Below are 18,330 nucleotides of genomic sequence, written 5' to 3'. Positions count from 1 at the left end.
ATGACCGACCACCAGCACCCGACGCCCGCGCTCACCGTGCGGACCATCGAGACGCCGACGCTGGGTGACCGCAGCTACGTGGTCCACGACGGCTCGGTCGCCCTCGTGGTCGACCCGCAGCGCGACATCGACCGGATCCTGGCGATCCTGGCCGAGGACGACGTCCGTCTCACCCACGTGTTCGAGACCCATGTCCACAACGACTACGTCACCGGGGGGCTCGCGCTGGTCGAGGAGACCGGCGCCGCCTACCACCTCCACGCGGAGGACGACGTCGCCTTCGACCGCACCCCGGTGCGTGACGGCGACGTCGTCGAGGTCAGCGAGCGGATGCAGGTCCGGGTCCGGGCGACGCCCGGCCACACCTTCCACCACCTGTCCTACGTCGTCACCGACGGCGACGACCCGGCGGGCGTCTTCACCGGCGGCTCGTTGCTCTACGGGGCGACCGGCCGGCCCGACCTGCTGGGGGAGGAGCACGCCGACACGCTCGCGCGCCACCAGCACGCGTCGGCACACGCGTTGGCGGCGGAGCTGCCCGATGAGGTGGCGATCTACCCCACGCACGGCTTCGGGTCGTTCTGCTCGACCGGCTCGGGCGAGGTCGACTCCTCGACGATCGGGGAGGAGAAGCGGGCCAACCCGGTGCTGCGGCAGTCCGAGGACGACTTCGTCCGCGAGCTGCTCGAGGGGCTCGGCGACTGGCCCGCCTACTACGCGCACGTCGCACCGAGGAACCTCGCAGGTCCCGCGGCTCCCGACCTCCGCCCGCCCGAGCAGGCCGACGCTGGTGAGTTGCGCCGACGCATCGACGCGGGCGAGTGGGTCGTCGACCTCCGCACCCGCACGGCCTTCGCTGCCGGGCACGCACCCGGCACGCTCAACTTCGGCCTGGACGGCGCCCTCGCCACCTATCTCGGATGGCTGATCCCGTGGGGCACGCCGGTGACCCTGCTGGGCGAGACCCCCGACGACGTCGCTGCGGCACAACGCGAGCTGGTGCGCATCGGCATCGACCGCCCCGCGGCCCAGCGGACCGGCGGTCCGCAGGACTGGACCGAGGGCGAGGTCGCGCAGTTCCCCACGGCAAGCTTCGAGGAGCTGCTGCAGGTGCGCCACCACCGCCCCGTGGTCGTCCTCGACGTCCGACGCAACGACGAGTACCACGCCGCACATGTCGACGGGGCCGTCAACGTGCCGCTCCACGAGCTCCCGCAGCGACTGGACGACGTCCCCGTCGGCGAGGTCTGGGTGCACTGTGCCAGTGGCTACCGCGCGTCGGTGGGGGCATCGGTCCTCGACGCCGCGGGTCGGAGCGTGGTCCTCGTCGACGACGCCTTCGACGCCAGCCGCGTGTGATGACCCTCGTCGTCGCGGTCGCCGCCGGGGTCCTCGTCGGCCTCTCGCTGGGCACGCTGGGCGGTGGCGGCTCGATCCTGGCCGTGCCCGTCCTTGTGCACCTGCTGGGTCAGTCGGCGCCCCAGGCCACGAGCGGATCCCTGGTCGTGGTCGGCGTCACCGCCCTCGCCGGTGCCGTGGCGGCGTACCGCGCCGGCAACGTGCAGGTCCTGCGCGGTGTCGGCTTCGGCGTCGTCGCCGTCGGCGGTGCGTACGCCGGGGCGCAGGCCTCCGTGCTGGTGCGGCCAGCCGTGCTGCTGGCCGCGTTCGCGGGGCTGATGGTCGTCGTCGCCGCAGTGATGGCGGTGCGCCAGTGGCGTGCTCGCGCCGGCGACGGGCACGTGCCGGGGCACGCGACTCGTCCCGCGTTGGACGACCCGATCCTCACGTTCAGTCCCGAGTTCGCGTGCGCGTGCCCGCGGGCGCTGAAGCTGGTCGTGCTGGCGACGCTGGTCGGCCTGCTGACCGGCTTCCTCGGGGTCGGCGGTGGCTTCCTCGTCGTCCCTGCCCTCCTGCTGGCCTTCTCGATGCCGCTGGAGGAGGCGGTGGGGACCTCCTTGGTCGTCATCGCCGTCACCAGTGCCGCCGCGCTGGGCGTGCGCGCCGGCATCGGCGCGACGCCCGAATGGGGCCCGGTCATCGTGCTAACCGTGGCGTCCTCGCTCGCCGCCGTCGCCGGCGCCCGACTGGCCGACCGCCTCCCGCAACACCGGCTGCAGGGCGGCTTCATCGCCCTCGTCCTCGCCGTGGGCGCCTACACCGGTGCCCGCGCCCTGCCCGACCTACTCTGACAACCGACCACGAGGAGATGGATCCCATGTGCCGAGCAGTGACCTGCAAGACCTGCGGCAAGACCACCTGGGCCGGCTGCGGCCAGCATGTCGCCGACGTGAAGGCCGGCGTGCCGGCGGGCCAGTGGTGCGCCGGGCACCCGAAGGAGGCGTCCGGCGGTCTGCTGCGGCGCCTGTTCGGACGCTAGTGCGCTGCCGCGTGGGCCAGCGCTGACTCCGAGCGGCAGCTCACGATCGCGGGCGCCTCCTGGATCAGTGTGTCGTTTGCGAGTGCCTCGACCATGAACAGGGCGAAGTCGATGCGGCGCGTGCGGTTGCTGGCCAGCACCGGGTCCCCCACGTGCCGCGACCAGACGGGGAGGCCCTCGGAGGGACCCTCCTCGAGGTCGCTGCCCCGCACCACCGTCCACCAGGTCTCGCTGGCGAAGATCTGATCGCAGGCCCGCACCTGGTCGTCGATGTCGACCAGGCGGGCGAGGCGGGCCAGCACGGTCGCGACCCGCACCGTCGCCAGGAACCGCCGCGAGTAGCGGTCGCGGCCGTCCCGGGTGATGTGCCAGCCGCACGAGAACACCAGGCGGGCGTCGGGCTCGGCGTGGTCCAGGACGGCCCGGGCGGTCCCGGTGGCGTAGCCGTGGACGCCGTAGGGCACGAGCACGGTCAGGACGCCGTCGCACCCGGCGACGGCCGGCCCGACCACGGCGGGATCGTCGGGACGGCCGGCGACGATCGTGATCCGGTCGGCGACGTCGGCGAGCTTGTCCACGCTCTTGGGGCGGCACACCACGACGACCTCGATGCCGCGGTCCAGGCAGTGCTGGACGAGGTAGCGGCCGAGCTTGCCCGCGCCGCCGATGATGCACACCCGTCGGGGCGGGGTGCCGGGGCCTGTGTTCTTACGCATGTAAGGCACGATAGCCCGCCAACCTTACGTATGTAAAGTGAGGGCCATGCCACGCCGCAGGGAACCGCTGACCCGTGACCGGATCCTCGATGCTGCGATCGCGGTCGCCGACCGTGACGGACGCGACGCCCTGAGCATGCGCAACGTCGGCAAGCAACTCGGCGTGGAGGCGATGTCGCTCTACCACCACGTCTCGGGCAAGGAGGCCCTTCTCGATGCCGTGGTCGACCGCATCTTCGCCGGCATCGCGCTGCCGGAACCGGACGAGGACTGGCGGGAGGCCATGTGGCGGCGCGCGTCGTCGGCGCGGGACCAGCTCGCCGCCCACCCGTGGGCGCTCGGCCTGATCGAGTCGCGGCGTACGCCGGGGGAGGCGCTGTTGCGTCACCACGACGCCGTGCTGGGCAGCCTCCGCCGCGGCGGGTTCTCGGTCGCCGGTGCGGCCCACGCCTTCTCGGTCATCGACGCCTACGTCTACGGCTTCGTGCTCACCGAGGCCAACCTGCCCTTCGAGGCGCCCGAGGAGGTCGGTGAGGTGGCCGGTGACCTGATGGCCCAGCTGCCGCAGGATGCCTTCCCCCACCTCGCCGAGATGGTCGTCGAGCACGCGCTGCTGCCGGGCTATGACTACCGCGAGGAGTTCGGCCACGGCCTCGAGCTGGTGCTCGACGGACTTGCGAGGTGGCGATGACACTCGCTCCGCTCCTGGCCGAGATCGCCGCGTGCCGCATCTGTGCCGACGCGCTGCCGCACCAGCCCCGCCCGGTGGTCCGCGCCGGTGCCGCCGCGCGCCTGCTGCTCGTCGGCCAGGCGCCCGGCCGGCGCGTCCACGAGTCCGGGGTGCCGTGGGACGACCCGAGTGGACGGCGCCTGCGCGAGTGGCTCGACCTCGACCCTGCCGACTTCTACGACCCCGAGCAGGTCGCGCTGGTCCCCATGGGCTTCTGCTTCCCGGGGTCGGCGCGTTCGGGCGACCTGCCGCCCCGACCCGAGTGTGCCCCGACGTGGCATCCGCCCCTGCTCGCCGCGATGCCGGACGTCGGCCTGCGGGTCCTGATCGGTCGCCACGCGGTCGGCCGGTACTGGTCCGGTGCCCAGCGCGCGCTGGCCGAGGCGGTGGGGGCGGCGGCCGAGGCCGACGGCGACACCCTCGTGCTGCCCCATCCCTCCCCGCGCAACCAGCGCTGGCTCGCGCAGCACCCGTGGTTCGTGGCCGAGGTGCTGCCGCTCGTGCGCCGGCGGGTCCACGCCGCGCTCGCACATTCTTGACTCGTTCCAAACAACTGGGCAGACTGGCCCCATGGCCACCACCGACTTCGTCCACCAGTTGCGGGACGCCGCGCTGCGGGTGACGCGGCCGCGGCTGGCCGTCCTGGGTGCCGTCGAGGCGCACCCCCACGCCGACACCGGCACGGTGATCGGCGCCGTACGCCGCGACCTGCCCGACGTGTCCCACCAGGCCGTCTACGACTCGCTGGAGAAGCTCACGGCCGCCGGCCTGGTGCGACGCATCCAGCCCAACGGCTCGGTCGCCCGCTACGAGACCCGCACCGGCGACAACCACCACCACGTGGTGTGCCGCACCTGTGGTGCGATCTCCGACGTCGACTGCGCGGTGGGGGAGGCGCCCTGCCTCACCGCCGCCGAGGACAACGGCTTCGCCATCGACGAGGCCGAGGTCATCTACTGGGGCACCTGCCCCAGTTGTGCTGCCACGACTTCCTGAAACCCGCCCAACACTGGAAGGAACACATGTCCGAGAACACCGCTGCCGAGGGTGGCTGCCCCGTCGCCCACGACATGCCGCACCCCACCCAGGGAGTGCAGAACACCCACTGGTGGCCCAACCGGCTCAACCTGAAGATCCTCGCGAAGCACACCGACGTCATCGACCCGATGGACGAGGACTTCGACTACGCGACCGAGTTCGCCAAGCTCGACCTCGCCGAGGTCAAGCGGGACATCGAGGACGTGCTCACCACCTCCCAGCCCTGGTGGCCGGCCGACTTCGGGCACTACGGCCCCTTCATGATCCGGATGGCCTGGCACTCGGCCGGGACCTACCGCGTCACCGACGGCCGCGGCGGCGCCGGTGAGGGCCAGCAGCGGTTCGCACCGCTGAACTCCTGGCCCGACAACGGCAACCTCGACAAGGCGCGCCGCCTGCTGTGGCCGGTGAAGAAGAAGTACGGCAAGCAGATCTCCTGGGCCGACCTGATGATCCTCACCGGCAACGTGGCCCTGGAGTCGATGGGGTTCGAGACCTTCGGCTTCGCCGGCGGCCGCCAGGACGTCTGGGAGCCCGAGGACGAGGTCTACTGGGGTGCCGAGACCGAGTGGTTGGGCAGCGAGAAGCGCATCACCACCGCTGATGGCAAGCGTGAGCTCGAGCGCCAGCTGGGCGCCACCCACATGGGCCTGATCTACGTGAACCCCGAGGGCCCGGAGGGCGAGCCGGACCCGGTCAAGGCCGCGCACGACATCCGCACCACCTTCGGTCGGATGGCGATGAACGACGAGGAGACCGCCGCGCTGATCGTCGGCGGCCACACGTTCGGCAAGACCCACGGCGCCCACCCCGAGGACCAGCAGGGCCCCGACCCCGAGGCCGCCCCGCTCGAGGCCCAGGGCCTGGGTTGGACCAACGGCTACGGCTCCGGCCACGGCATGGACGCCCTCACCTCCGGCCTCGAGGTCACCTGGACCTCCACGCCCATCCGGTGGGGCCACGAGTTCCTCAAGAACCTCTACGGCTACGAGTGGGAGCTGATGCAGAGCCCCGCCGGCGCCCACCAGTGGGTCGCCAAGGACGCCGAGGAGACCGTGCCCGACGCGCACCGCGAGGGCGTCAAGCACCGGCCGACCATGCTGACGACCGACCTGTCGCTGCGCATGGACCCGGCGTACGCCGAGATCACCAAGCGGTGGCTGGACAACCCCGCCGAGCTCGAGGACGCCTTCGCTCGTGCGTGGTACAAGCTCACCCACCGCGACATGGGCCCGATCCAGAACTACCTCGGCCCCGAGGTCCCGGCCGAGGAGCTGCTCTGGCAGGACCCGCTGCCCGACCGCGGTGACTACTGGCTCACCGACGAGGACGTCGCCACGCTGAAGGAGCAGATCCTGGCGAGCGACCTGACCGTGTCGCAGCTGGTCTCGGTCGCCTGGGCCTCGGCCTCCACCCACCGTGTGAGCGACATGCGCGGTGGCGCCAACGGTGCGCGCATCGCCCTGGAGCCGCAGGTCGGCTGGGAGGTCAACAACCCCGACCAGCTCGCCACCGTGCTGTCGGCGCTGCGTGGCATCAAGGACGGGTTCGGCAAGCAGGTCTCGCTGGCCGACCTCATCGTGCTGGGCGGCACGGCTGCGGTCGAGAAGGCCGCGGCCGACGCCGGTGTCACCGTCACGGTGCCGTTCACGCCGGGCCGGGTCGACGCCACGCAGGAGAAGACCGACGTGGAGTCCTTCGCCTGGCTCGAGCCGATCGCCGACGGGTTCCGCAACTACGTCGGCAAGGGTGCCGAGCTGCCCGCGGAGTACCACCTCATCGACCGCGCCAACCTGCTCTCGCTCAGTGCACCGCAGATGACGGCCCTGGTGGGTGGCATGCGCGTGCTGGGCACCAACCACGACGGGTCCGCGGACGGCGTCTGGACCGACCGTCCCGGCCAGCTGACCAACGACTTCTTCGTCAACCTGCTCGAGCTGGGCAACACGTGGAAGCCGCTGGACGGCGAGGGCGACGAGGCCACGCGCTACGAGTGCCACGGCCCCGACGGTGAGAAGCTGTGGACCGGCAGCCGCGTGGACCTGGTCTTCGGCGCCAACTCCGAGCTGCGTGCGGTCGCCGAGGTCTACGGTGCCGACGACGCCCACCAGAAGTTCGTCTCGGACTTCGCCACGGCCTGGGCCAAGGTCATGGACCTGGACCGCTACGACATCTGAGTCGGGTCCTGATCGAGTGCCGAGTCGGCGCGAACTCGACGAGTTCGCGCCGACTCGGCCTTTTTCGGGGGAGTCCCGTCCCGGCCCGGTTCAGCGCTCGAGCAGGGCCTTGAGCCGGGCCAGGTCCTTGGCCATCGCGCGCCGCATCGCGGCCGCGACCAGCGGCGCCGACAGTGCGCCGAACCCCCGCGGGGCCCCGTCGTTGCGCAGCGTCATCCGCGTCCCGTCGCGGGTGGCCTCCCAGGCGTAGGTGGTGCGCATGGGGAACGGCCCGTCGGTGGTCTCCATCACCAGCCGCTCGCCCGGCACCAGGTCCACCACGCGGTAGGTGTAGGCGAGCCGCCGCCGAAGGAAGTGGGCGACGAAGTCCAGCTCGGAGCCGAGGCGCACCGGCGGCTCGGTCCGCCACTCGACCGAGGAGATGTTGGCGTACCACTCCGGCGCGTTGGTGGGGTCGCCCGCGTAGTCGGCCACGACCGCGACCTCCCGCTCGATCACGGTCTCCACCTGCACCTCGACGACCATGGCCGGATCCTAGGCGTCGCCGCAGCGGCGATGACAGGTGTCACCCCGGATCGGTGACCGCGCCCGATGGTCACTCCGGCGCCCGCGGGCGAGGCTGCTGCCATGAGCGAGCCAGCACTGCGGGTCGAGGACCTCCACAAGACCTTCCGCCGGCCCGGGTCCGGTCCCGTGCACGCCGTCGCCGGCATCGACCTCACGGTCGAGCGCGGCGAGGTGGTCGCGGTCCTCGGGCCCAACGGGGCCGGCAAGACGACCACCCTGGACATGGTGCTCGGGCTGACCGAGCCCACCAGCGGCACCGTGCGGGTGCTCGGGACGCCGCCGCGGCAGGCAGTGGCCGAGGGCCGCATCTCGGCGGTGCTCCAGACCGGCGGGCTGCTGCGCGACCTGACGGTCCGCGAGACCGTGCAGATGATCGCCTCCACCTTCGCCACCCCGGCCGACGTCGACGCGGTGCTCGACCGGGCCGGTCTCGCCGCGCTCGCCCGGCAGCGGGTCTCGAAGTGCTCCGGCGGCGAGCAGCAGCGACTCCGGTTCGCCCTCGCGCTGGTGCCCGACCCGGACCTGCTGGTGCTCGACGAGCCCACTGCCGGGATGGACGTCACCGCACGCCGGGAGTTCTGGGCGACCATGCACGCCGAGGCCGACCGCGGCCGCACCGTCCTCTTCGCCACCCACTACCTCACCGAGGCCGACGACTTCGCCGAGCGCATCGTGGTGGTCGACCGCGGCCGGATCGTCGCCGACGGCACCACGAGCGAGATTCGCCGGCACGCGGCCGACCGCACCGTCAGCGCCGTGCTCCCGGGCGACGTCGGCGACCTCCCCGGCGCGGTCGACGTACGCCGCGACGGCGACCGGGTGCTGGTCCGCGCGACCGACTCCGACGCGGTCGCCGCCGCACTGCTCGCGCGCGGCGGCCACGACCTGCTGATCGCCGAGGCCGACCTGGAGGACGCGTTCGTCGCGCTCACCGAGCCCGGGGAGGTCGTGGCGTGAACACCACCTACCTCGCACTCGAGACCCGGCGGGTCGCGCGGGACCTCGCCGGCCTGTTCTTCATCGTCGGCCTCCCGGCCTTCCTGTACCTGATCTTCGGCGCCGGGCAGGAGTGGGGCGACGTCCAGCTGGAGCACGGCAACGTGGCGATGTACGTCATGGTCGGGATGGCGGCGTACGGCGCCGTCACCGCGACCACCGGGGTCGGCGGGTCGGCGGCGGTCGAGCGGATGCAGGGCTGGGGCCGGCAGCTGGGCCTGACCCCGCTGAGCGATCGCCACTACGTCGCCCTGAAGGCCGTGGTCGCGGTGGCCATCGCCGCGCTCCCCGTGCTGCTCATCTTCGGCCTCGGCTGGGTCACCGGAGCGCAGGCGGAGGCCTGGGTCTGGGTCGTGTGCGCGCTGGCGGTCCTGCTCGGGGCGACCACCTTCGCGCTCTACGGACTCGCCATCGGCCTGGCCTTCCGCAGCGAGTCCGCGGTGAGCGTGGCGGGCGGCAGCCTCGTCATCCTGGGGTTCCTCGGCAACCTGTTCTTCCCGCTGACGGGCACGATGCTGACGATCGCCAAGTTCACGCCGCTGTACGGGTACGCCGCCCTCGCCCGGTTCCCGATCGCCGAGGGCGGCTACACCGACGCCGACGGCGGGCTCGGGAGCGACCCGTTGTGGTTGCCGATCACTAACGTGGTGGTGTGGACGTTGATCTTCGCGGCGGTGGCGACGCTCGTCGTACGCCGCAGCCGGGGCCGGCAGTGACCGACAGCCCCCACCTGCCACCGAGCCCGTGGGCACGGTGGGGCTGGGCGATGAGCGCGGTCTGGTTGATCTTCCTGGCGTTCCCCGTCGTGGAGGTCCTGACCGGCGACCTCGCCGCGTGGCAGCAGGTCGTCGGGCTCGTCCTGCTAGTGAGCTTTGCAGGCGTCTACCTGCACGCCTTCACCGAGCACCCGCCCGGCAAGCCGGGGCGGCTCGACCTGTCCGCGTCGGCGCACCTGGGTCTCCTGGTGGCGCACACCGCCGGGCTGGTCGTGCTCGACCCGGCCGTGGGTGTGGGGACGCTGCCCTTCCTCGGGGCGATCGCGGTCTTCACGATGAGGGCCCTGCCGGCCGGCGTCGTCGTGGTCGCCGCGATGGCCACGCCGCCGACCCTCGCTGCGGCAGGTGTCGCCGACTGGGGCGCCCTCATCCTCACCGTCATCACCGGCTGCGTGGCGATCGTGTGCACCATCGTGCGGGTCATCGACTCCCGCGACGACGTCTGGCGACAGGCCCGACGCGACTACGACATCGTCGCCGAACGCGAGCGGGTCGCCCGCGACGTCCACGACGTGCTGGGCCACAGCCTCACCGTGCTGGCGGTCAAGGCCGAGCTCGCCGAGCGGATGCTCGACCGCGATCCGGAGCGGACCCGCCACGAGCTGCAGCAGATCCAGTCGCTCACCCGCGAGTCGATGGCCGAGATCCGGGCCACGGTCGCCGGGCTGCGGGTGGCGCGGCTGGCCGACGAGCTGGTGGCGGCCCGCGCCGCACTCGCCGACGCCGGCATCGACGCCGAGGTGCCGACCGCGACCGATGCCGTCGACCCCCGCCACCGACTGGTGCTCGCCTGGGTGGTGCGCGAGGCGGTCACCAACGTGGTGCGCCACTCCGGGGCGCAGCGGTGCGAGGTGGTGCTGGCCAGCAACGGCCTCCGGGTGGTCGACGACGGCGTCGGACCCGCCGGCAGTGTCGAGGGCACCGGACTGCGTGGCCTGCGCGAGCGCGTCGCCGCGGCGGGCGGTCGCGTCGACATCGGCGCCGGCGACCAGCGGGGCACCGTGGTGGAGGTGGAGCTGTGAGTGACGTGATCCGGGTGCTGCTGGCCGATGACCAGGCCATGGTGCGGGGCGCGCTCGCGGCGCTGCTCGACCTCGAGCCCGACATCGAGGTCGTCGCCCAGGTCGGCAGCGGCGACGAGGTGGTCGAGGCGGCCCGCGGGGCCACCGTCGACGTGTGCGTGCTCGACATCGAGATGCCCGGGTCCGACGGCATCGCCGCCGCGGCGCAGGTGCGTGACGAGCTGCCCGGCGTACGCAGCGTCATCGTGACCACCTTCGGCCGACCGGGCTACCTGCGGCGCGCGCTCGAGGCGGGCGCCGACGGGTTCCTGGTCAAGGACACCCCGGCGACCGAGTTGGCCGAGGCCGTCCGGCGGATCCACGCCGGGCTGCGGGTGGTCGACCCCGCACTGGCGGCCGAGTCGCTCGCCGAGGGCGCGAACCCGCTCACCGAGCGGGAGCGGGAGGTCCTTCGCTGCGCCCGCGAGGGGCTGCGGGTGGCCGAGATCGCGACGCGCGTGCACCTCTCCCCGGGCACGGTGCGCAACTACCTGTCCTCGGCGATCGGCAAGACCGGCGCCGCCACCAGCACCCAGGCGGCCCAGGCCGCGGACGCCCGCGGCTGGCTGTGACCCGTCGGGTCAGGCCGGGCAGTTGGTGTCGAGGTAGCTGCTGAACGCAGCCTCCTCGTCGGCCTCGGCGGGGTACGCCGTCGGCGCGTAGGACGGGTCGAGCTCGCCCTCGATGCGGTCCAGGCTCGCCAGCAGGCCCGCCCGTGCGGCGCCCGACATCGCCTCGGGGAAGCCGAGGTCGCGGACCCGCACCAGTGCGTCGCGGGTGTCGCCGGGGCCGTCGGTCGCCTCGGTGGCGCGGTCGGCCGAGGCCGTGGTCGACAGGGTGCCCCACGCGGCGCAGAACTGAAGGTCGGTCGGGGCGTCGGCGGACGCGGTCGCCTCGGGGGCGGCCTGGTCGGTGCCGGCGACCTGCTCGAGGATGAAGGCGAGGAGGACCACCAGGGCGACGATGCCGAGTCCCATCCCGATCCGTGCGCCGGCGCTCTCAGCCATCTGCCTGTCGTCCCTCTTCTTCCTCGCGTCCCCCCAGACAGCGTTGCACAGTGTCACACAGTCAGATCCAGCGGCTGAACCAGATCCTGGCCAGCCACTCGCCGTGGGTCAGCAGTCCGTTGGTCCAGATCGGCCAGAACCAGGCGAAGTTGATCAGTACCAGTATCACGTATGCCCCGGAGACCACCACACCCGCCGTCCGGGCCGGCCCGGCGACGGTGCCGGCGCCCAGCAGCCGCCCGATCAGCAGTGTCAGGGCGATGACCAGGAACGGCAGCATCCCGATCGCGTAGAACAAGAAGATCGGCCGGTCGTCGTAGAGCAGCCACGGCAGCCACGTCACGAGGCCGCCGACCACGGCCACCCCGAACCGCCAGTCGCGGGTGCCCAGCCACAGGGCGCCGGCGACGAGCAGCGCCAGCGAGCCGCCCCACCACAGCACCGGCGTACCGATGAGGAGGACCTGCCGGATGCAGTCGCTGTCCGGGGCGGCGTCACAGCCCTGCTCCCCGGGCGGGATGTCGTTGGTGACGGCGACGCCGACGGGGCGGTTGAGCAGCGGCCAGCCCAGGGGATCGGACTCGTAGGTGTGGGTCGAGCAGTTCAGGAAGTTGGCGTGGAAGGTGTAGACGTCCTGGTGGTAGTACCAGAGCGAGCGCAACGACTGCCACGCCTCCGCCGGGCCGGTGGCGTCGGGCTCGGTCGCGGTGGGCCAGCGGGCTGTCTCGTCGAGGTCATCGGCGACGAAGGAGTCCTCGTCCTCGGCGCAGTGGCCGGCGCCGGTGAACTGGGTGTACTGCGTGGAGGAGAGGTGTTCCTCGTACTCCGGGGCGTGGGCGAGCCAGCCGCCCCACGTGGCGACGTAGGTCAGCGCCGCCACCACCACGAGCTGGCCGAACGCGGGCAGACCGTCGGCGAGCGCCGAGCGCAGGACCGGCTGCCGTACGCCGAGGGACCGGCGCGCTCCCGCACTCCAGAACCACACCAGCAGCCCGAACCCCGCGAGTGGCCAGATCGCGCCCCACTTGGTGCCGCAGGCGAGTCCGAACATCACGCCACCGGTCAGCAGCCACGGCCGGTACAGCACCGCCCGGACCGGTCCCCAGCGGCCGGCCCGGTGGCCGCCGTCGCCGAACGACCGGGCCAGTCGTCGGCGGTACCAGTCGCGGTCGGCGACCACGCACGCCACGCCACACAGCAGGAACAGCGCGTAGAAGATGTCCAGCAGCGCCAGCCGGGACAGCACGAAGTGCAGGCCGTCGAGCATCAGCAGCACGCCCGCGACGCAGCCCAGCAGCGTGGAGCCGGTCATGCGGCGTACGAGGCGGATGAGCACGAGCACCATCAGGGCACCCGCGACCGCGGACATGATCCGCCAGCCGAACGGGTCCATCCCGAACAGCGTCTCGCCGAGTCCGATGAGCCACTTGCCGACGTCGGGGTGGACCGTCAGCGACGGGTCGCCGGTCCACAGCCCGGTCGTGGTGCCGTCGAGGATGTCGGCGTTGAGGTCGGTGTCGGGGTTGCCGTCGGCGTCGTCCTTGTGGTCGCGGACGTAGCCGTTGCGCCACAGCGACCAACCGTCCTTGGCGTAGTAGGTCTCGTCGAAGGCGAACCTCGCCGGGTTGCCGAGGCCGACCAGGCGCAGCGCGAAGGCGATCAGCGTGATCAGGACCGGCGCCAGCCACCCCACGAGCCGGTCGTGGCGGCTGAGCCCGGACAGGGCGCCGCGGGCCCGGTCGGCGGCCGAGGGGACCAGCCGCCCGGTCGCGGTGCGGGACAGCATGGCCGTGCTCGCCGACGGTTCGCGCTCGGGGCGGTCGTCGACGGCGGTCACGAGGGCACTCTAGTGAGAGGTCGGTGAGCGATGGCTGCGATGATCGGGCGCGTGACGGACTCCCCGGGCGTGCTGGTGCTCGCCGCGACGCCGATCGGCCACGCGGCCGACGCGCCGCCGCGGCTGGCGACCGAGCTCGCCGCCGCCGACGTCGTCGCCGCCGAGGACACCCGCCGGCTGCGGCGGCTGGCGAGTGACCTGGGGGTGACCGTCGCGGGACGGGTCACCTCCTACTTCGAGGGCAACGAGGCGGCCCGGACGCCCCAGCTCCTGGAGGCGCTGCAGCGGGGCGAGCGCGTGGTGCTGGTGACCGATGCGGGCATGCCCAGCGTGTCGGACCCGGGCTACCGGCTCGTGACGGCCGCGGTGGCTGCGGACGTCCCGATCACCTCGGTGCCCGGGCCGTCGGCGGTCCTGACGGCACTCGCGGTCTCGGGCCTGCCGGTCGACCGGTTCTGCTTCGAGGGCTTCCTGCCGCGCAAGGCGGGGGAGCGCACGCGACGCCTCGCGGCGCTGGCCGCCGAGCAGCGCACGATGGTCTTCTTCGAGGCGCCCCACCGCACCGCGGCTGCCCTCGCGGCGATGGCCGAGGTCTTCGGACCGGACCGGGCCGGTGCGGTCTGCCGCGAGCTCACCAAGACCCACGAGGAGGTACGCCGCGGGCCGCTCGGCGAGCTCGTCGACTGGGCCGCCGACGGCGTACGCGGCGAGGTCACCGTGGTCGTGGCCGGCGCCGACGACACCGCCCAGGTGTCCAACGACCCGGACAGCCTGCGCGCAGCCGTCGCCGAACTGGAAGAGTCCGGGATGCGGCGCAAGGATGCGATCGCGGCGGTCGCCGACCAGGCGGGCCTGCCCAAGCGAGAGGTGTACCAAGCGGTGCACGTCGGCTGACGCCGTACGGCGGCGCGGCGGCACCGACCCACCGAGCGAGGAACGAGCGAGCGACATGGCGACCAACACCCGCATCGAGACGGTGACCCGCGACGGGCTGGAGTTCCCCGTCATCGACGACGGTCCGCTGGACGGCGAGCCCATCGTGCTGCTGCACGGGTTCCCCGAGCGCGCCACCTCGTGGCGCTACGTCGCGCCGCTGCTGCACGCTGACGGCTACCGCACCCTGGCGATGGACCAGCGCGGCTACGCGCCGCACGCGCGACCGGGGCGCCGTCGTGACCACCGGGTGCCCGACCTCGTCGACGACGTCGTCGCACTCGTCGACCGGGTCGGTGGCAGCGCCCACGTCGTCGGCCACGACTGGGGAGCGGTGGTGGCGTGGTCGTTGGCCGCCGAGCACCCCGACCGCGTCCGCAGCCTCACCGCGGTCTCGGTGCCCCACCCGCAGGCGTTCCTGCGGTCCTGGCTGACCTCGCGGCAGGGCCTGAAGTCCTGGTACATGCTGGCCTTCCAGCTGCCCCGCGTGCCCGAGTGGATGGGCCGCACCGGCCGGATGACGCCGATGCTGCGCCAGATGGGGATGACCGACGAGGACGTCGCCCGCTTCGAGGCCGAGATCCTCGACGACGGCGCCCTGCGGGGCGGGCTGATGTGGTACCGCGGCCTCCCGCTCACCGACCTGCGCCGCTCCGCCGGCCGGATCCGCGTCCCGACCACGCTGGTGTGGAGCGACGACGACGGCGCCATCGCCCGCGCCCCCGTCGACCGCACGCCGCGCTGGGTGACCGCCCCCTACGAGCTGGTCGTGCTCGAGGGCGTCACCCACTGGATCCCGACCCAGGCGCCCGAGGCGCTCGCCGACGCGGTGCTCGCACGGGTGCAGGGCGACGGGTGACCGCGGTGGTCGGGCCGGTCGAGGCCTCCGGCACCCCCTACGGTGGTCGCCATGGCTGAGGAGCGTCCCCCGGCACCGGAGCCGCTGCCGCACCCGGTGGTCGACAACCACTGCCACCTCGACATCAAGCGGGTCGACGCGCGCGACACCGACCCCCACCTCCACCCCGGCGGTGGCGACGACGTCGACCGGGCGCTCGCGGACGCGGCAGCGGTCGGCGTACGCCGCATCGTGCAGATCGGGTGCGACCTCTCCGGCGCGCGGTGGGCGGTCGAGGCGGCCCGCACCCACGAGGAGCTGGTCGCCGGTGTCGCGCTGCACCCCAACGAGGCGCCGCGGCTCGAGGCGGCCGGCGAGCTCGAGGCGGCGTGGGAGGAGATCGAGCGCCTGGCCGCGGACCCGGTCGTGCGTGCGGTGGGGGAGACCGGCGTCGACCACTTCCGCACCGGCGAGGAGGGCCGGCCCGCGCAGCTGCGGTCCTTCGCCTGGCACGTCGACCTGGCCAAGCGGTTGGGCAAGACGCTGGTCATCCACGACCGCGAGGCCCACCAGGACGTGCTCGACGTCATCGACGGCGAGGGCGCACCCGAGCGGTGGGTGATGCACTGCTTCTCCGGCGACGGCGACTTCGCCCGGGAGTGCCTGGACCGCGGTGCCCACCTCTCCTTCGCGGGCACGGTCACCTTCAAGAACGCCGAGGCGGTGCGCGAGGGACTGCGCCTCGCACCGCAGGACCGGGTGCTCGTCGAGACCGATGCGCCCTACCTGACGCCGACGCCGTTCCGCGGCCGGACCAACGCCTCCTACCTCGTCCCGCTCACCGTGCGGCGCATGGCCGAGGAGCGGGGGGAGGACCTCACCGAGCTCTGCGCCGCCATCGAGGCGAACACCTTCGCCGCCTTCGGGGGCGCCTGGTGACGCGTGTGACGGGCGATCACGGTCAACCGCGTTGACCTTGTGAATCCGGTCACGACATCCGCCTGACGCGGCCCCGCAGAGTTGCAATCGCCGGTCGGGCTTGTTTCCGTGGGGCACGAACGCCGGGATCGGACGATCCCGAGCCAGCACCGGGAGGCCCTGCTTCCCGGGGGCGCGTGGGACGTATGAGGTCCCATGACCACCCGTCTGGGACGCTGGCCGGGACCGAGGACCGGGACCACGACCAACGGAGCACCGTGCCCGCCAACGAGCACAGGAACGCCATGTCTACTCTCATCAGCCGCCTGGCCGCGAGCCGGGCCGTCATCGTCGCCACCGTCGCCGCCGTGCTGCTCGCCGTGGCCGGCGCCAGCTACGGCTACACCGCCCTCACCACCACCGTCACCCTGTCGGTGGACGGCGAGGAGCGCGAGGTCAGCGTCTTCGGCGGCGACACCGTCGACGACGTGCTCGAGGCCGAGGGCCTCGAGGTCAGCGACCGCGACGTCGTCTCGCCCGCGCTCGACTCCAGCGTCGACGACGGCAGCACGGTCGCCGTGCGCTACAGCCGCCCGCTGGACCTGACCGTCGACGGCAAGGACACCACCCACTGGGTGACCGCCACCAGCGTCGACGCGGCACTGGACCAGATCGGCCGTTCCTTCGACCGCGGCAAGCTCTCGGTCAGCCGCAGCGCCGACATCGACCGCGAGGGCCTCGAGCTTGACGTGGTGACGTCGAAGAAGATCACCGTCGAGCTCGCCGGCGACAAGCCCAAGAAGGTCCGCGTCGCCGCCCGCACCGTCGAGGGTGCGCTCGACGAGCTCGGTGCGAAGGTCGGCAAGCGCGACGAGGTCAAGCCCGGCCGCGACAAGCAGCTCAAGGACGGCATGACCGTCGTGTTCAACGACAAGCAGGTCAAGAAGGTCTCCGTCGAGGGTGAGTCCTACGAGGTCGACACCGTCACCCGCGAGAACGACTCGATGACCGAGGGCACCGAGAAGGTCGTCGACGAGGGCAGCGCCGGCACCCGAGACGCGACGTACCGCGTCGTCCGTGTCAACGGCGACGTCACCGAGCGCAAGCTGCTCAACGCCGACGTGGTCACCAAGGCCCAGCCGCGCATCGTCGAGGTCGGCACCAAGCCCGAGGTCGCCCCGGCCACCGGCCCGGTCAACCTCAGCGGTGTCTGGGCCCGCCTCGCGCAGTGCGAGTCCGGTGGCAACCCGGGCGCGGTCAACCCCGCCGGCCCGTACTACGGCCTCTACCAGTTCACCGCCTCCACCTGGCGCAGCGTCGGCGGCAGCGGACTGCCGCACCAGGCCAGCCCCGCCGAGCAGACCAAGCGGGCGCAGATCCTGCAGCAGCGCTCGGGCTGGGGCCAGTGGCCGGCCTGCGCCTCCAAGCTGGGGCTGCGCTGAGCCACCCCCGGAGCAGGCGGGCCGATGCCCTAGCCTGCTGCGCATGACGACACCGACCGACGGGCCGAGGCTTCTCGGCCCGTCGGAGGTGCGTGCGCTGGCCGATCGGCTCGGCCTGCGGCCGACCAAGCAGCGCGGCCAGAACTTCGTCATCGACGCCAACACCGTGCGACGCATCGTGCGCGAGTCCGGTGTCGACTCCTCCGACACCGTGGTCGAGGTCGGTCCCGGCCTCGGCTCGCTGACGCTGGCACTGCTCGAGACCGGTGCCGCGGTCACGGCCATCGAGGTCGACCCGCTGCTGGCCGGTGAACTGCCCGCCACCGTCGCGGCGTACGCCCCGGACGCGGGGGAGCGGTTCCGCATGGTCGAGGCCGACGCGCTGCGCGTCGTCGACGTCCCGGGGCCTGCGCCGACCGCGCTGGTCGCCAACCTGCCCTACAACGTCTCCGTGCCGGTGCTGCTGCACCTGCTGGGACTGCTGCCGAGCCTCGAGCACGGCCTGGTGATGGTGCAGGCCGAGGTCGCTGACCGGCTGGCCGCCACCCCCGGCTCCAAGGTGTACGGCGTGCCGTCGCTGAAGGCGGCCTGGTTCGCCGACGTACGCCGCGCCGGTGCCGTCGGGCGCAACGTCTTCTGGCCCGCCCCCAACGTCGACTCCGGCCTCGTGGCGTGGACCCGCCGGGACCCGCCGACCACGGCAGTGCCGCGCGAACGGGTGTTCGCCGTGATCGACGCGGCCTTCGCCCAGCGCCGCAAGGCCCTGCGCGGGGCGCTGCGCACCCTGGCCGGCGGCCCCGAGGCCGCGACCGCCGCCCTGGAGGCCGCCGGGGTCGACCCCATGGCCCGGGGCGAGTCCCTGGGACTGGAAGAGTTCGTCGCGATCACCGTCGCGATGGAGGAGGCATGACCGACGC

20 protein-coding genes are annotated in these 18,330 nt (G+C 72.8%); 16 read left to right on the top strand and 4 right to left on the bottom strand.

Annotated features, from left to right (window positions below):
- From KUV85_RS10625 to KUV85_RS10615, 3 genes are read left to right on the top strand one after another with little or no spacing between them, the layout of a single operon-like run.
- A complete protein-coding gene (locus KUV85_RS10625; protein ID WP_219959867.1) occupies positions 1 to 1,359 on the top strand; it encodes an MBL fold metallo-hydrolase in 1,359 nt (452 codons plus the stop codon).
- Positions 1,359 to 2,189: a sulfite exporter TauE/SafE family protein gene (locus KUV85_RS10620; RefSeq protein ID WP_219959866.1), complete on the top strand. Its 831-nt coding sequence runs from the start codon at positions 1,359 to 1,361 to the stop codon at positions 2,187 to 2,189. The genes KUV85_RS10625 and KUV85_RS10620 overlap by 1 nt, the downstream gene beginning before the upstream one ends.
- A gap of 26 nt (positions 2,190 to 2,215) precedes the next feature.
- Positions 2,216 to 2,377 carry a hypothetical protein gene (locus KUV85_RS10615; RefSeq protein WP_219959865.1) on the top strand — a complete coding sequence of 54 codons (162 nt, stop codon included), beginning with the start codon at positions 2,216 to 2,218 and terminating at the stop codon, positions 2,375 to 2,377.
- On the opposite strand, the gene KUV85_RS10610 is transcribed toward KUV85_RS10615, so the two are convergent.
- Positions 2,374 to 3,093: an NAD(P)-dependent oxidoreductase gene (locus KUV85_RS10610; RefSeq protein ID WP_219959864.1), complete on the bottom strand. Its 720-nt coding sequence runs from the start codon at positions 3,091 to 3,093 to the stop codon at positions 2,374 to 2,376. The two genes, KUV85_RS10615 and KUV85_RS10610, sit on opposite strands and share 4 nt — an antisense overlap.
- 46 nt (positions 3,094 to 3,139) lie before the next feature.
- On the opposite strand from KUV85_RS10610, the gene KUV85_RS10605 reads away from it, so the two are divergent.
- The 4 genes from KUV85_RS10605 to katG are packed head-to-tail and all read left to right on the top strand — an operon-like array spanning position 3,140 to position 7,038.
- Positions 3,140 to 3,784: a TetR/AcrR family transcriptional regulator gene (locus KUV85_RS10605; protein WP_219959863.1), complete on the top strand. Its 645-nt coding sequence runs from the start codon at positions 3,140 to 3,142 to the stop codon at positions 3,782 to 3,784.
- Positions 3,781 to 4,362: a uracil-DNA glycosylase family protein gene (locus KUV85_RS10600; RefSeq protein ID WP_219959862.1), complete on the top strand. Its 582-nt coding sequence runs from the start codon at positions 3,781 to 3,783 to the stop codon at positions 4,360 to 4,362. Before KUV85_RS10605 ends, KUV85_RS10600 begins: the two co-directional genes overlap by 4 nt.
- A 31-nt stretch (positions 4,363 to 4,393) precedes the next feature.
- Positions 4,394 to 4,819, top strand: a complete 426-nt coding sequence (locus tag KUV85_RS10595) for a Fur family transcriptional regulator (RefSeq protein ID WP_219959861.1) — start codon at positions 4,394 to 4,396, stop codon at positions 4,817 to 4,819.
- 26 nt (positions 4,820 to 4,845) lie between these two features.
- The gene (gene katG / locus KUV85_RS10590) at positions 4,846 to 7,038 is read left to right on the top strand and encodes a catalase/peroxidase HPI (protein ID WP_219959860.1); all 2,193 of its coding nucleotides are present in this window, start codon (positions 4,846 to 4,848) and stop codon (positions 7,036 to 7,038) included.
- A 90-nt stretch (positions 7,039 to 7,128) separates the two neighbouring features.
- Here katG and KUV85_RS10585 read toward each other — a convergent pair whose 3' ends face one another.
- A complete protein-coding gene (locus tag KUV85_RS10585; protein ID WP_219959859.1) occupies positions 7,129 to 7,563 on the bottom strand; it encodes an SRPBCC family protein in 435 nt (144 codons plus the stop codon).
- A gap of 102 nt (positions 7,564 to 7,665) precedes the next feature.
- On the opposite strand from KUV85_RS10585, the gene KUV85_RS10580 reads away from it, so the two are divergent.
- The 4 genes from KUV85_RS10580 to KUV85_RS10565 are packed head-to-tail and all read left to right on the top strand — an operon-like array spanning position 7,666 to position 11,010.
- A complete protein-coding gene (locus KUV85_RS10580) occupies positions 7,666 to 8,562 on the top strand; it encodes an ABC transporter ATP-binding protein (protein ID WP_219959858.1) in 897 nt (298 codons plus the stop codon).
- Entirely contained in the window at positions 8,559 to 9,317 is a 759-nt protein-coding gene (locus tag KUV85_RS10575) for an ABC transporter permease (RefSeq protein ID WP_219959857.1), read from the top strand. Before KUV85_RS10580 ends, KUV85_RS10575 begins: the two co-directional genes overlap by 4 nt.
- The gene (locus KUV85_RS10570) at positions 9,254 to 10,399 is read left to right on the top strand and encodes a sensor histidine kinase (protein ID WP_219959856.1); all 1,146 of its coding nucleotides are present in this window, start codon (positions 9,254 to 9,256) and stop codon (positions 10,397 to 10,399) included. Before KUV85_RS10575 ends, KUV85_RS10570 begins: the two co-directional genes overlap by 64 nt.
- A complete protein-coding gene (locus tag KUV85_RS10565; protein ID WP_219959855.1) occupies positions 10,396 to 11,010 on the top strand; it encodes a response regulator transcription factor in 615 nt (204 codons plus the stop codon). Before KUV85_RS10570 ends, KUV85_RS10565 begins: the two co-directional genes overlap by 4 nt.
- Before the next feature lie 9 nt (positions 11,011 to 11,019).
- On the opposite strand, the gene KUV85_RS10560 is transcribed toward KUV85_RS10565, so the two are convergent.
- Both KUV85_RS10560 and KUV85_RS10555 read right to left on the bottom strand, forming a co-directional pair.
- Positions 11,020 to 11,445: a hypothetical protein gene (locus KUV85_RS10560; protein WP_219959854.1), complete on the bottom strand. Its 426-nt coding sequence runs from the start codon at positions 11,443 to 11,445 to the stop codon at positions 11,020 to 11,022.
- 61 nt (positions 11,446 to 11,506) lie between these two features.
- Positions 11,507 to 13,282 (bottom strand): dolichyl-phosphate-mannose--protein mannosyltransferase, encoded by a 1,776-nt coding sequence (locus KUV85_RS10555; RefSeq protein ID WP_219959853.1) that lies wholly within the window; start codon positions 13,280 to 13,282, stop codon positions 11,507 to 11,509.
- A 39-nt stretch (positions 13,283 to 13,321) separates the two neighbouring features.
- Here KUV85_RS10555 and rsmI point away from each other — a divergent pair, with 39 nt between their 5' ends.
- From rsmI to rsmA, 5 genes are all read left to right on the top strand, one after another.
- Positions 13,322 to 14,176, top strand: a complete 855-nt coding sequence (rsmI, locus tag KUV85_RS10550; protein ID WP_425299405.1) for a 16S rRNA (cytidine(1402)-2'-O)-methyltransferase — start codon at positions 13,322 to 13,324, stop codon at positions 14,174 to 14,176.
- Positions 14,177 to 14,231: 55 nt separating this feature from the next.
- Entirely contained in the window at positions 14,232 to 15,074 is an 843-nt protein-coding gene (locus KUV85_RS10545) for an alpha/beta fold hydrolase (protein ID WP_219959851.1), read from the top strand.
- Between the two features lie 51 nt (positions 15,075 to 15,125).
- Positions 15,126 to 15,992 carry a TatD family hydrolase gene (locus tag KUV85_RS10540; RefSeq protein ID WP_219959850.1) on the top strand — a complete coding sequence of 289 codons (867 nt, stop codon included), beginning with the start codon at positions 15,126 to 15,128 and terminating at the stop codon, positions 15,990 to 15,992.
- A gap of 284 nt (positions 15,993 to 16,276) precedes the next feature.
- On the top strand, positions 16,277 to 17,413 hold the full coding sequence (locus KUV85_RS10535) for a resuscitation-promoting factor (protein ID WP_219959849.1): 1,137 nt from the start codon (positions 16,277 to 16,279) through the stop codon (positions 17,411 to 17,413).
- Positions 17,414 to 17,456: 43 nt separating this feature from the next.
- Positions 17,457 to 18,323, top strand: coding sequence for a 16S rRNA (adenine(1518)-N(6)/adenine(1519)-N(6))-dimethyltransferase RsmA (gene rsmA, locus KUV85_RS10530; RefSeq protein WP_219959848.1), 867 nt, complete (start codon positions 17,457 to 17,459; stop codon positions 18,321 to 18,323).
- Positions 18,324 to 18,330 lie beyond the last annotated feature (7 nt).

It is taken from the genome of Nocardioides panacisoli (genome assembly GCF_019448235.1).
GTDB lineage: Bacteria > Actinomycetota > Actinomycetes > Propionibacteriales > Nocardioidaceae > Nocardioides > Nocardioides panacisoli_A.
Note: the sequence above shows the minus strand (reverse complement) of the source record. Positions and strands in the feature narration are given on the sequence as shown.